This window comes from Pseudomonas fluorescens Q2-87, assembly GCF_000281895.1.
Taxonomy (GTDB): domain Bacteria; phylum Pseudomonadota; class Gammaproteobacteria; order Pseudomonadales; family Pseudomonadaceae; genus Aquipseudomonas; species Aquipseudomonas fluorescens_S.
The window spans coordinates 2,555,641-2,568,969 of record NZ_CM001558.1; the positions used below are offsets into that span (position 1 = coordinate 2,555,641).

9 protein-coding genes are annotated in these 13,329 nt (G+C 60.7%); 5 read left to right on the forward strand and 4 right to left on the reverse strand.

All coding sequences use genetic code 11. From position 1 onward, the window contains the following. Positions 1-19 precede the first annotated feature (19 nt). The 3 genes from PFLQ2_RS16155 to PFLQ2_RS16145 all read left to right on the forward strand — a co-directional run bounded on the left by PFLQ2_RS16155 (position 20) and on the right by PFLQ2_RS16145 (position 3,921). A complete protein-coding gene (locus tag PFLQ2_RS16155; RefSeq protein WP_003180944.1) occupies positions 20-1,036 on the forward strand; it encodes a dihydrodipicolinate synthase family protein in 1,017 nt (338 codons plus the stop codon). Positions 1,037-1,051: 15 nt separating this feature from the next. Then, positions 1,052-2,521: an NAD-dependent succinate-semialdehyde dehydrogenase gene (locus PFLQ2_RS16150; protein WP_003180947.1), complete on the forward strand. Its 1,470-nt coding sequence runs from the start codon at positions 1,052-1,054 to the stop codon at positions 2,519-2,521. Positions 2,522-2,787: 266 nt separating this feature from the next. After that, a complete protein-coding gene (locus PFLQ2_RS16145) occupies positions 2,788-3,921 on the forward strand; it encodes an FAD-dependent oxidoreductase (RefSeq protein ID WP_003180949.1) in 1,134 nt (377 codons plus the stop codon). A 90-nt stretch (positions 3,922-4,011) separates the two neighbouring features. On the opposite strand, the gene PFLQ2_RS16140 is transcribed toward PFLQ2_RS16145, so the two are convergent. The 4 genes from PFLQ2_RS16140 to gcvA all read right to left on the reverse strand — a co-directional run bounded on the left by PFLQ2_RS16140 (position 4,012) and on the right by gcvA (position 7,625). Next, positions 4,012-4,740, reverse strand: coding sequence for an EthD domain-containing protein (locus PFLQ2_RS16140; RefSeq protein WP_003180950.1), 729 nt, complete (start codon positions 4,738-4,740; stop codon positions 4,012-4,014). Between the two features lie 277 nt (positions 4,741-5,017). Further along, complete coding sequence (locus PFLQ2_RS16135) at positions 5,018-5,779, reverse strand: glucose 1-dehydrogenase (RefSeq protein ID WP_003180952.1); 762 nt, start codon at positions 5,777-5,779, stop codon at positions 5,018-5,020. A 37-nt stretch (positions 5,780-5,816) separates the two neighbouring features. After that, positions 5,817-6,644 (reverse strand): EamA family transporter, encoded by an 828-nt coding sequence (locus PFLQ2_RS16130; protein ID WP_003180954.1) that lies wholly within the window; start codon positions 6,642-6,644, stop codon positions 5,817-5,819. Between the two features lie 75 nt (positions 6,645-6,719). After that, positions 6,720-7,625: a transcriptional regulator GcvA gene (gene gcvA, locus PFLQ2_RS16125; protein WP_003180956.1), complete on the reverse strand. Its 906-nt coding sequence runs from the start codon at positions 7,623-7,625 to the stop codon at positions 6,720-6,722. A 767-nt stretch (positions 7,626-8,392) separates the two neighbouring features. Between gcvA and PFLQ2_RS16120 the strand changes: the two genes are divergently transcribed. Further along, the gene (locus tag PFLQ2_RS16120) at positions 8,393-9,541 is read left to right on the forward strand and encodes an ABC transporter substrate-binding protein (protein WP_003180958.1); all 1,149 of its coding nucleotides are present in this window, start codon (positions 8,393-8,395) and stop codon (positions 9,539-9,541) included. A gap of 24 nt (positions 9,542-9,565) precedes the next feature. After that, entirely contained in the window at positions 9,566-13,288 is a 3,723-nt protein-coding gene (locus PFLQ2_RS16115) for an ATP-binding protein (RefSeq protein WP_003180961.1), read from the forward strand. The last annotated feature ends 41 nt before the right edge of the window (positions 13,289-13,329 follow it).

Here is a 13,329-nt window from a genome sequence, read left to right on the forward strand (position 1 = left end):
CTGTTCGAAGGAAATCATCATGGCTACCTACCAGAAAGCTGATGCCCGTGTCTGGGCCCGCGACAACCTGATTGGCTGCTCGGCCGTCACCATCCCCAGCTTCAGCGCCGACTTGAAGCGTCTCAATGAGCGCGGCATTCGCCACGACATCGAACTGACGGTCGGATTGGGCTACAGCGCCACATTGCTGTGCAGCGAGTTGGCGATCACTCCCCAGGAAAATGCCCAGTTCACCGCCTGGGCCCGGGAGTCGGGGAAAGACTTGATCCTGTTCTTCCATGCGGCTTTTGGCACCCTCGCCGAGAACATCGAGGCGGTGAAGCTCGCCGAGAAAGCGGGGGCAGACATCGTGCTGCTCTCGTACCCACCGCAGTTCTGGCCGACCAACGAGCAGGAAATCTACGACTACACCAAGTCATTCTGCGATGCGACGGACCTGGCGGTCATGCTGTTCCCGATTCCGCTCTGGGGCTTTGAACGCGTGCATCCGGCGGGCATGTCGCTGGAGCTGGTGCGTCGTTTGTTGAAAGACTGTCCGAACATCGCGGCCATCAAGTCCGAGCAGGGATTCCCTCTGCCGGCCGGCATCTGCGAGATGTATTACCACTTCCGTGACCAGGTCGTGATCAGTTGCCCGATCGAAGGCGATGCCATTCCGTTGATGAGCCTGATGAAGCTGCAATTTTCCGGCACCAGCAACACCGCGTGGATGAGCGACTACTACCCCAAGGCATTCGAACTGGCGCGCACGGGCCGGTTCGAGGAGGCAATGGAACTGTACTGGAAGGTCAACCCGGCACGCAGTGCCAACGGCGCCGCCGCCCAGAGCTATGCGGGCGGCACCGGGGTACTCAATCGCACAATGTGGAAGTACCAGGACTGGCTCGCCGGCTTTAACGGCGGCCCACTGCGTGCCCCGGCGATGCGCGTGCCGGATCGCTTCATGAAGTCTTTGCGTCAAGGGCTGGTTGCGGCGGGTCTGCCGGTGACTTCCGATCCTGATAGCGCCTTCATGATCGGGCGTCACCCTTGCTGATAGGAGGATTTCAACGTGAAGCATTTATTGAAAGATCCCACCCTGTGGCGTACCGGTGCCTATATCGGTGGCGAGTGGCTGGACGAGACGCCCCATGGTCGGTACACGCTGCGTAATCCAGTCGATCAAACGGTACTTATCGAGCTGCCACGCTGCCGCGAAACCGAAGTGCGCCGCGCCATCGATGCCGCGCAGGAGGCCTTTGGTCCATGGCGCCGCTTGACGGCCAAGCGCCGTGGCGAGGTGCTGCGCCGCTGGTATGAGTTGATGGTTGAACATCGCGAGGATATCGCCACGCTGATCACCTTGGAGGAGGGCAAGCCACTGGACGAGGCCCGTGGTGAAGTCGATTACGCCGCTTCCTTCGTGCGATGGTTTTCGGAGGAGGCCACGCGAGTACGCGGTGACCTGATCCCTGGCGTGAAAGACACCCAGCGTATCGTCACCTTGCGGGAGCCTATAGGGGTTTGTGCTGCGATTACCCCATGGAACTTCCCTGCGGCGATGATCACCCGCAAGGCGGCTCCAGCGCTTGCGGCGGGCTGCACGATGGTGGTGAAACCGGCAAGCCAGACACCCATGACCGCGCTGGCGCTCGCTGAGTTGGCGCAACGCGCTGGGGTGCCCGCCGGTGTCTTCAGTGTGATCACGGGCAATGACACCCGAGACATCGCCGGAGAGCTCACGGCCAACCCGTTGGTGCGCAAGCTCACTTTCACCGGGTCTACAGAAGTGGGCCGGCTGCTGTTGGCGCAAGCGGCGCAAACCGTCAAGAAGTGCTCGATGGAATTGGGCGGCAACGCCCCGTTCATTGTCTTCGACGATGCTGATCTTGACGCTGCCGCTGACGGGGTGATGTTGGCCAAGTTTCGCAACAGCGGCCAATCCTGCATCGGCGCGAACCGTGTATTGGTGCAGGCTGGGGTGTATGACGCGCTGGCCGAGCGCATTGTCGAACGCGTGGCACGTCTGAAAGTGGGCAACGGTTTGGAGCCCGGTGTGCAGGTGGGGCCCATGATCGATGAAGCGGCGGTGCAGAAATCGCAAGCGCTTGTCGACGGTGCCCTGGCGCAAGGTGCCCGATTGCTGGCGGGTGGCAGCCGTCACGCCATCGGCGCAGGTTTCTTCCAACCCACGGTGCTCGCCGATGTGACGCATGGGATGCGGATCGCCCGGGAGGAGATCTTCGGCCCGGTCATGCCGCTGCTGCGTTTCGAGACGGATGACGACGCGATCGCAATGGCCAACGACAGCGAGTATGGCTTGGCCGCCTACTTGTACAGCCGTGATGCGGCGCGTATCTGGCGCAATGCTGCACGCATCGAGTCGGGCATGGTCGGGATCAACTGCGGTTTGATATCCAATGAAGTCGCCCCCTTTGGCGGGGTGAAGCAGAGCGGTCTTGGGCGAGAAGGATCCCACCTTGGCATCGACGAATTCCTGGAGGTGAAATACCTCTGTTGGGATGGCCTCGAAAGCGTCTGACATGAAGTAGCCTGGGGGCCATGGATGTCGGTGTGCACACGCCGGAATTCATCGGCCCTCTATACTTATCCGCGACACCCATCACCGCCAGCGATACCTCGGATTGTGGAATGCGATTTCAGCGTGGGTATCCGATTCGATAGTCTCGTCATTGATCCAACATTGTCAGTCGGAACTTCATGAGTCTGCGGCATCGACGCGGCAGGATTCGTCGGTGCGCAATGCAATGTCAGCCCGGTTGAAATAAGAATAATTAGGAGTGCGTGATGATTGCAGCAGTCAAGAAGGTCCTGGTTATCGGAGGTGGGTTTTCCGGTATGACAGCGGCCATCCAGCTCGCCCGTCAGGGCGTCGAAGTGGATCTGGTGGAAATAGATCCGTTGTGGTGCCCCCTGGGGGCAGGTATTACGCTGAGCGGTCCCACGCTGCGAGCGCTGGATACCGTTGGCATTCTTGAACGGGTGGCCGAGGAAGGGTATCTCTCCACCGATTTCGATGTGTTCTCACCGGCAGGCGACCTGATCGTGCAGTTGGCGCTTCGGCCTCCCGTCAGCCATAAGCAGATCCCCTGTGGCGGCGGCATCCTGCGCCCGGTGCTGGCTCGGATCTTCGCCGATAAGACCCGGGAAGTGGGCACTCACGTGCGCCTTGGCATTACCTTCGACAGTATCGTCGAGCGGGGGGATGGCGTTGAAGTGTCTTTCACCGACGGGACCGCTGGGCGCTATGACCTGGTCATCGCCGCCGATGGCGTGCATTCGCGGATACGAAAGGAGCTGTTTGCCGGGGCTCCATCGCCCAGACCCATACACCAGAGTGTCTGGCGTGCGGTGTTGAAGCGACCGCCGGAAATCGTCCGTCCTACTCATTGGCTGGGACGCACCAAGGTCGGTGTCAATCCGATTTCCGCCACCCATATGTACATGTTCCTCATGGAAAACCGCGACTCTAGCGAGTGGATTGATCCGGCGAATTGGCCAAGCGAAATGGCGCGCCTGTTGGGTGAGTTCCCGGCCCCGATCCTGCAGACGCTGGTGCCGCAACTGTACAAGCCGGGCGCCAGTATCGACTACCGCCCGCTGGCCAATCTGTTGGTACCGCTGCCATGGCATAAAGGCCGCATCGTGATGATCGGCGATACGGTGCATGCCACCACGCCGCATCTGGCATCCGGGGCCGGCATTGGTATCGAGAGCGCCATTGTGCTGGCCGAAGAGCTGTTCGCCGCCAGCGATCTACAGGCTGCCCTCAGCCGGTTCGAAGCTCGGCGCTGGGAGCGTTGCCAGTTAGTGGTCGAGAATTCCGCACGGCTGTGCGAGATCGAAAAGAGCGGCGGCGACAAGCAGGAGCATGCGCGGATCATGGGCGACTCCATGGCGACGTTGGCTGAGCCAATCTGATAGATCGCTGGCCTTCGGCTGGGTGGGGGAGGACAGGCCATTGCAACGGTGGCGTCCTCGCCCACGACGAGCGTCCTGCTGGGGGCTGCCCTAGAGTTCCAGGATGACGACTTCTTTAACGTAGACGAAAAAAGATTCGGACGACGCTGCGACCCCTTCATCAGAAAGCTGCTGGAACAGGGCTCTCTGGTACTGACGAAAGACCGAAAGATCGGCTTCGTTTTCAAACCACATGCTGGAAACGCCTTCGTAGACGGCTACTTCTGGTCCGAAATAAGCGGTCACCCTGTCACCCTCGGGAAGATACTTGGAGCGAACATGCCTGCGTAGCGCCTGTTGAAACTCAGGCTGCTGATCGCTCAGGGTGTCGTGGGCCAGATCCCAGGCGCTGAAAAAAGTCTCCAGCGTCACCGCCGGGTGCTTCTTTATAAAGATCATCGCCTTGCATTCAAGAGGCGCAGTACCGCCAGTGGATGTTTCTACTTCATCCATCAGTTGAGCAACTTGTTTGGAAAGGTCAGCGAAATTTTCTGCGTCAGGCCCAGTGGTTTGTTGGGTGTAGGGATCGCTGAAGGTTTGAATTAAACCTGGCATGTCGTCAAAGAATAATTCAGTGATCGAATCCCTGTGAAAGGTTTGGGTGTAAGCAGTGTCGGTGTCAACGCCGAAGGCGGAGTCAATAACATGATTTTGCACGTATCGCTTGACCCCTAAGGGTTTGGCTTTAGCGATTTTTCCATGCTCGTGCTCGATATAATCTAAAAATTCCCAATGGGTCATTCCGGGTTTTCGGCGTACAGCGGCTAGAATTTTAATCATGAGCGTGCTCGTTTTTGTGGGTTTTATTAGCCGAATTGATCGTCTGATATCGAATGTCTTTTCTTGCAGGCTATAGTTCTGCAAATAAAAGATACGGCTAAAATTGTTCCCCCAACCAATCGGTGTTTCTGCTGGCAGGTATCGCGTAAATATATAGTTGACGGGTCTTTACCTGGTTCTTTCGCCCTGGGTTACTTCTATTTGAATGTCTCAGGGTGGCCATGGATGGTTCCTGCAAGATAATGTCGATGTGATGATCGCTGTCTTTCGCACCAGCTCATTTCCCACCCGTCACATCGAGAAACGTACCAGTAACGAACGATGCCTCCGCACTGGCCAGCCATAAGATGGCCCGGGCCACTTCTTCTGGCTGACCGCCCCGGCCCATGGGGATCGAGTCCTTGACGCGATCGACCCGCCCCGGTTCGCCGCCACTGGCATGCATTTCGGTGTAGATGTGGCCGGGGCGAATACAGTTGACGCGGATTCCTTCTCGCGCCACCTCTTTGGCCAACCCGATGGTGAAGGTTTCCAGGGCTCCCTTTGACGCCGCGTAGTCGACATATTCATTGGGACTGCCCAGGCGCGCCGATGCCGAAGAGACATTGATCACCACGCCGCCCGGACCGTTGTGCCGGTAAGACATGCGCTTCACCGCCTGCTGGGCACAGAGAATCGGACCAATGGCATTGACCGCAAAGATGCGCTGCATGCGTTCGAAGCCGAGGTCCTCCAGGCGCGATTGTACCGACAGCATCCCAGCGTTATTGACCAGTACGTCGATACGTCCGAACGTTCGATCAATGGCCGCGAACAAATGGGCGACCTGCTCGGGGTCCGCACTGTCGGCCCGCATGGCCAGCGCCCGGCGACCCAACGCTTCTATATCGGCTGTTACAGCCAGTGCCGCGGCCTCGTTGGTTACGTAGCTGATTGCGACGTCATAGCCTTTTGAGGCGGCTAGCCGTGCGGTGGCGGCACCCACTCCGCGACTGCCGCCGGTTATCAGAATCAGCGGTGCCTGCGAGACGTTTTCCATCGAGATGACCTCCTGCAACAGTGAGAATTCGGCTGCGTCAGCCAATGATGAGGGTGCCACTGGCGATTACTGCGCATGCCAGGAGCCGGCGGACGGTAAGTGTCTCGCCGAGGAATGCGTAGCCAATCAACACGGCAAACAGCACGCTGGTTTCGCGCAATGCCGATACCGCGCCCAAGGGCGCTTCGTTCATGGCGTAGATAACTATTCCATAGGCCAACAGCGAGACCAGCCCGCCGGACAACGCGGCCAATACTCCGGGCCGCACGCAGAACAAGCTGCGGGCGTCGCGCAGACCGATGTAGACCGCCGGCATCAGCACGCCCCACAAGACGCTCATCCAGACGGTATAGGCGAGTGGCGCGCCGGAGAGCCTGGCGCCGATGCCATCGGTGACGCTATAGGCGGCGATGAAGCAGCCGGTTCCCAGCGCATAGGGCAGGCTGGGAACCGACAGGTTGCGTCCCCTGAAGGCCAGCGAAATGATTCCGCCTGACACCAGCGCAATTCCCAGCAACGCACCGGGGGCGATGCTTTCTCCGGCGAAGACGGCGCCGCCCAAGGTGATCAGCACCGGTGACGATCCACGGGAAATCGGATAGACCTGCCCGAGGTCGCCGACTCGGTAGCTGCGTACCAGAAACAGGTTGTAGCCGACATGCAGCAACGCCGAAAGCACCGCATAGCCCCAACTGGCAGCCGCTGGCGGCACCAGGAACACCGCGGCGATGGCACTGGCGATGGCCACGGCGATGCACATGACTGTCATCGACCACAGTCGATCAGCGCCGCCACGCAGCAGCGCATTCCAGCCGGCATGCAGGAGCGCGGCGAAAAGAACCAGCAAAGTGATATGGATAGGCATGCGCCATTTTTAGCAGGCTGCTCACCCGGACTACAGCGAAGTCTCCTCATTGCTTCATGAGTGAATCCTCATGCATCAGCCATAAGCGCGTTGGACCTTCAGTGCCTCACTGATCAACCACTGGCGAAAGTTGACGATGTGCGGCTGCGATTCGATGCCTCTTGGGCAGACGAAATAGTAGGCAAGCGGTGATGGGAAGGGCACATCGAACAGCCGCACCAGTCGGCCATCGCTGATTTCCGTTTCAACATGCCCGCTGCGTACCAGGGCGACGCCTTGGCCGAGCAAAGCGGCCTCTACCGTCATGTTGGTATCGCCAAACCTGACGCTTTCCTTGAGCGGCAAAAACTCCAATCCGACTTTTTGGAACCAGTCCTCCCACTTCGGTACCATTTCGGCGCCATCGCGGTTCAGCAGCGGGTAGTGCAACAACTCGGCCGGGCTGCGCGGTGTCCCGAAGCGTTGCAGCAGATCGGGACTTGCCACCGGAAACACTTGCTCGCCGAACAGGAACTCTGAGTGCAGGCCGGGGTAAATGCCCTTGCCAAGGCGGATTGCGACGTCGGCTTGGGCGTTGGAGAAGTGGATGATCTTGTCCGAGGTGTCTAGCGAAACCAATAATTCGGGATGCTGTCGGGACAGACCGGGCAAGCGTGGCAGCAGCCATTTCAAAGCGAAGGAATACGTAGTGCTGACTTCGAGTCGGACCCTGCCTTTTTGCTCACGCAAATCGCCCAGGGTCGCCTCCAGGCTCATGAAGAACTCCCGGACAATGGGTGCCAGGGTAGCTCCCGCTGCCGTGAGGCTTAATGATTTGCCACGCTCGAACAACTGCAATCCCCAGAGGGCCTCGAGATGCTTGAGCTGGTGACTGACTGCACTTTGAGTGACATGCAGCTCCTGCGCAGCGGCGGTAAAGGTCGCGTGCCGTGTGGCTACTTCAAAGGCGCGCAACGTCGCGGTCGGTGGCAAATCTCTCATGTATACGGTGTCCCGGCGAGTCGTCAGAAATGGCAGTCATGAACGCTTGCTCATGATAGAGCATGCTGGGAGGCATTGAGTGCGGGGCGATGCGGGGAGCAATCTGGTTTTGCCGAATAGGCGGGTACTCTTGTGCTTGGGCGGGTTACTGACACTTCCAGGGATGCATGTTCAAGGTCCCGTCCCTCCTGCCGCTCTTCACCGCGATCGCGGGCTGTCAGAGCCTTACCCGTCCTCAAGATTTCGAATCCTCCCTCGTTGGCTTGCGCTGCATGATGATTGTCGGTGCGAAGCCTTTCAAACAGAAAAACCTGCTTTATATCGTAATGCTGTTCATTTAAGAAAGATGATGGACCTGTGGCGAGGGAGCTTGCTCCCGCTCGGCTGCGAAGCAGTCGTAAACCGGCGGGTGCGGTGTGTCTGATGCTCCGCATATGGCAGGTTTTGGGACCGCTTCGCGGCCCAGCGGGAGCAAGCTCCCTCGCCACGGGTTTGTCGATTGCCTTAAGTGAACTGCATTAGCTTTATATCGAGCGCTATGCCAACTATGGAAATGCTGGGTGCATGGCTAAGTTGGGCAAGCTCTATCAAGAGGGCGGACACGGCGTTGACCCGGATATGCGGCGCAAAATCGTGTAGCTGATTGGGCTACGCGACCGGATTGATGGACATTTCCATGGCCGCGCGCGAAGCGGGCACGCGGAGACTATGCTCATCGCTACTGCGCGAATGTATTGATCCGTCAGTCGCCAAGGAAAGGAGTCTGTATGCGTCTAGTTCTTAATGCCCGGTTCTATGATCGGATGGGCCGGATGAGCCATCTGGCGACACGTCGATATCAGCGGACTTTGATCGCCTTGTGGGTAACCGGGCTGGCGATGGTGGCGGCCAATGCCACCCAAGCTGCCGACAGCGGCGTCGCCGGCGGCGCTACCGCAAGCTATAGCATTGCTTTCAGCAACTCCTACGCAGGCAGTGATTTCCGCAAGGTGATGGTGCGCAACTGGCAGGAGATTGCGCTCCAAGCGCAAAAGGATGGCTTGATCCGGGAGGCGCCGGTGGTCAGCGCGAATAACTCGGCTTCGGAACAAGCGGCCCATATCCAGGACTTGGTCGTTCAGGGCGTCAACGCCATCGTCATCCTGGCCGCGTCCGACACGGCCCTCAACGGGGTGATCCGCGACGCCTGCAACGCCGGCATCGTGGTGGTGGTCATGGCCAGCCTGGTTACCGAACGCTGTGTCTACACCGTGGACTACAACTGGTCCGCCATGGGCCGCGTGGAAATGGATTATGTCGCCGAGCGCCTCAAGGGCCACGGAACACTCCTGGAAATCCGCGGGATTGCCGGCGACGCCACCGATCAAAACATCAGCGACGGCATACGCAAGGCCGCCAGCGACTATCCGGGCCTGAAATTCGCCAAGACGGTCTACGGAAACTGGACCGCATCGGTCGCACGCAAGGAGGTGGCGCTGGCGTTGCCATCGCTGCCCAGCATCGATGCCGTCGCTACTCAGGGTGGCGACGGCTATGGCGCGGCCATGGCGTTCAAGGCGGCGGGACGCCCTTTGCCGATCATCGTGATGGGCAACCGCCAGGACGAACTGGCGCTGTGGAAACAGGAACGCGACGCCAATGGCTACGAGACCGTCTCGGTTTCCGCTTCCCCGAGCGTTTCCCAGGTAGGTTTCTGGGTGGCCCAGCAGATCCTGGCGGGCAAGCAGGTGCCAAAGTTCGTCGAAGTGCCGCTGGTACGTATCGACGCGAAAGACCTGGACGCCTGGCTCGCCACGATGCCGGTGGGTGGTGCCGCCAACCCTTTGTACAGCCAGGCTTCCGTGGCGGCGATGATCGACGCGGCCACCAACAATACGGCGCCGCCGACGCCTTTGCCGGAGGTTACGAAACAGTAGCGGCGGGCGAGGAGTCGAGGCGCCATGTTGATATTCAAGTCCGCCGGGGGCAGGCCCATTGCCGTCAGGATTGGCCTGGCGGTCGCCGCGCTGGTGTTCCTGATGCTGGCGGTATCGCTGGTGAACCTTTACGGCCTGCGAGGCATGGTCCGGGCGGTGGATTCTGCCAGCCATTCCGCGGAAATCCTGGCCTCGGTCAACGGCGCCACCGGGCGGGTGGAAAATTTCATCGCCACCCGCGACCAGGAAAGCCTGTCCCAGGCCGAAGGCATGGTGGCGACGGCTATCGCCGGGCTCAACGCCATTCCGGTGGTCGAGGCGCAATCGCTCAAGGGCAGCCTGGAGAGGCTCGCGGCGGCGATCGCTGCCTTGCGGACGGCGACCCTGACCATGGACGGCGAAACGGAGAACATGACCGCCCACCATGGCCGGATGCGAGAGGCGACGATCCTTGTCGAACAGGGCATTGCCGACGGGCTCAAGGAGGTTGATTCCCGCGCCGCCGACCACGAGGCGCGGGTGGACAACATCGAAAGCGCCCATCGCATCCTGGATATCCTGCGCAACGGCGAGGGAATCATCACCGCCAATGTAGCCAAGATGCTGGTGACCGGTGATAAAGCGGCGGCCACTGCGGCGCGCAACGCCTGCGCCGCACTTGCGCCCGTGGTCGAGCAATTGCGCGAGGCGATGGCCTCACCGCAAGAGGCGCAGGCCCTGGACCAATTGGCGGCGGCGGTCGCTGCTGTCAGCCTGGCAGTCGGGCACCTTGATGAGGCGCCCAAGCTTCGGGGCGGCGAGGCTTTGCGGCATCTTGCCGAGATTGGGGACGTGACCGAGCGCCTCGATGCAATGTTGGCTGACGTGGACGAACACGTTGCCCATGACGCCAGCGACATCCAGGCAGCCACCGGTTTGCTGCACAACGCAGCCGCGTTGTCCAAGCGCTTCGCCGAGCGTGTGGCCACCCTGGAGGCGCAAACCTTGTCGTTTCGCCTGTCGCCGTCGGCCGAGGTCGCCAGCTCTGTTGGCGACATCCTGGACGAACTCTCTCGTCTTTCTCGCGTCCTTCCGTCATCCGTTGGGCTGAAAGCCGAGGCCAGGCCGCTGACGGTCAGCGATCAGATTGCCGGCTACCGGGCGGCATTCGCCAGGTTCCATCAGGCCAGCAACGCCTTGAGTGACGCGCGCGACCAGGTTCGCAACGAGGCACGGAGCGCCGGCCTGCTGGTTGCGCGCTTTGCTGGCGAAGCGCGCTCCGCCGCCTTGATCCACAATGACCGCGGCATGCTTGCGACGATCCTCGCCGGTACCGTCGCCATCCTGCTGGCCGGCGCTATCGCCTGGAGCACGTCGCGGTTTATCGCGCAGCCCATCGTGGCCTTGGCCTCGGTCATGCGCCGCCTTGCGGCCGGCGACCTGAACGCCGAGATCGCCAGCGCCGGGCGCGGTGACGAGATAGGGATCATGACCAGCGCCGTACGGGTGTTCCAGGAAAATGCCCAGCGCATCCAGGTACTGGAAGCCGAGGCCGAGGCCGAACGACAGCAAGTCCAGGCATCGTTGGAGAGGATGGTCGCCGAACGGACTGACACGCTGCACCAGCAGACCGAGGTGTTGGAGGCGCAGGCCGTCGAGCTCATTCAGGCGCGCAACCAGGCCGAGACGGCAAATCAGGCAAAGAGCGATTTTGTTGCCACGGTCAGCCATGAACTGCGCACGCCCTTGACCCTCATTCTCGCGCCTCTGGAGCAGCTCTCGGCGGCCACCACGCCACCGGCGGACTGGCATGTGCAAATCGACCGCGCCCAACGCAACGCGCTGCGCTTGATGAATCGGGTGAATGACATCCTCGATTTTTCCAAGGCCGAAGCGGGCAAGTTTGAGTTGTGTCCGGCGCCCATTGACCTGAACAGGACCGTTGGCGTGCTGGCTGAAGACGCCGCCATGGTGGCTCAGGGCAAAGGCTGCACCTTGACCAGCAGCATCGATCCCAGCCTCGGCACGGTGTTCCTGGATCCCCGGCATTTCGAGAAGATCCTCCTCAATCTGGTGAGCAATGCCATCAAGTTCACGCCCGCTGGCGGTACCGTGCATCTGGCAGTGACCGCGCTCGACGGCGAGCGATTTGAGTTCGCGGTGCATGACTCGGGCATTGGCATCGCGGCTGACAAACTGCCGCTGCTGTTCCAGCGGTTTTCCCAGATCGACAATTCCGCCACGCGCCACTACAGCGGCACAGGCATCGGTCTCGCCCTGGTCAAGGACCTGGCCGAACTGATGGGAGGCGAAGTCGGTGTCAACAGCGAGCCCGGACGGGGTTCGTGCTTCTTTGTCCGGCTTCCACTGGGCACTGAGCCCAACACCGTGCCCACCGAAACCAACGACTCCCACGAGCGATCCTCACCCAGCACAACGACCACCGCCGAACAGCGCCACCTGCGTTTGGACGACGGCCACCCTGGCAGTCGCAGCGACCGGGCCTGGACGGAAGGCGAGGGCGACGAGCAGCGCCCGGGACATGCTTTGCAATCCAGCGTGCTGGTGGTAGACGACAGTCCGGAAATGCTGAGCTACCTCAGCGAGCTTTTGCATGCCGACTACAACGTCGCCACCGCAGTCGATGGCGAGCAGGCCTGGGCGCTCCTGCAGCGTCGCCCCATCGATGTCGTCGTCTCGGATGTAATGATGCCGAAGCTCGACGGCTTCGGCCTGACCGCCAGAATCAAGGCGAGCGCCGGTTTCGCCCATCTCCCCGTGATCCTGCTGACCGCCCGTGGTGGCAGCGAGGCCTGCGTCTCGGGGCTGGAAAGTGGCGCCGATGACTACATAGCCAAACCCTTCTCGCCGCTGGAGCTCCAGGCTCGCATACGTGCAGTGCTGCGCATGAGCCAGGTGCAAGCCGAGCTGAATGCAAAATCCCGCCAGGCGGGCATGGCCGAAATCGCCACCACGGTGCTGCACAACGTTGGCAACGTCCTCAACAGCGTGAACGTATCGGCCGAGCTGGTCAGCAGCCTGATGCGCGGCTCCAAGGCGCAGGGGCTGGGCAAGGTGGCTCAGCTGATGAACGACCACGTCCATGACCTGAGCGATTTTCTCACCAGGGACCACAAAGGAAAGATGTTGCCCAGCTACTTGCTCAAGCTGGCGGAGGTGGTGACGGCAGAGCAGCAGGGCATCATCGAAGAACTCGGGCAACTCACCAAGGGCATCGACCACATCAAAAACATTGTCGCTGCCCAGCAGTCCTATGCCGTTGCCGTCAGCATTGTCGAGACAATGCCGGTCCCGGAGTTGATCGATGACGCCCTGCGCATGAGTGCCGGCTCACTGGCGCGCCAGGAGGTGACAGTGGTCAAGAAGATTGCCGAGTTGCCCCTGTTGTCGCTGGACCGGCACCGGATGCTGCTGATATTGGTGAACTTGATCACCAATGCCAGGCAGGCGTTGAGCGGCGTGATCGATCGCAGCCCGCGTATCACATTCAGCGCCTTTATCGCTGACGGGCCGGCACTGCGCATTACCGTGGCCGACAACGGCAACGGAATTACGCCAGAGCACCTGACGCGGATCTTTTCGCATGGTTTCACGACCCGTAAAGACGGTCACGGTTTCGGCCTGCACAGCTGCGCCCTAGCCGCGCGGGAAATGGGCGGCAGCTTGATCGTGCAGAGCGACGGGGCTGGGAAGGGCGCGACTTTTATCCTCGATATTCCTCTCGATGCTCCACCGGATAAGCGATGAGCACCGAGCTGGTGCCGGCTCGGTCTGCACACGCTGTCGCT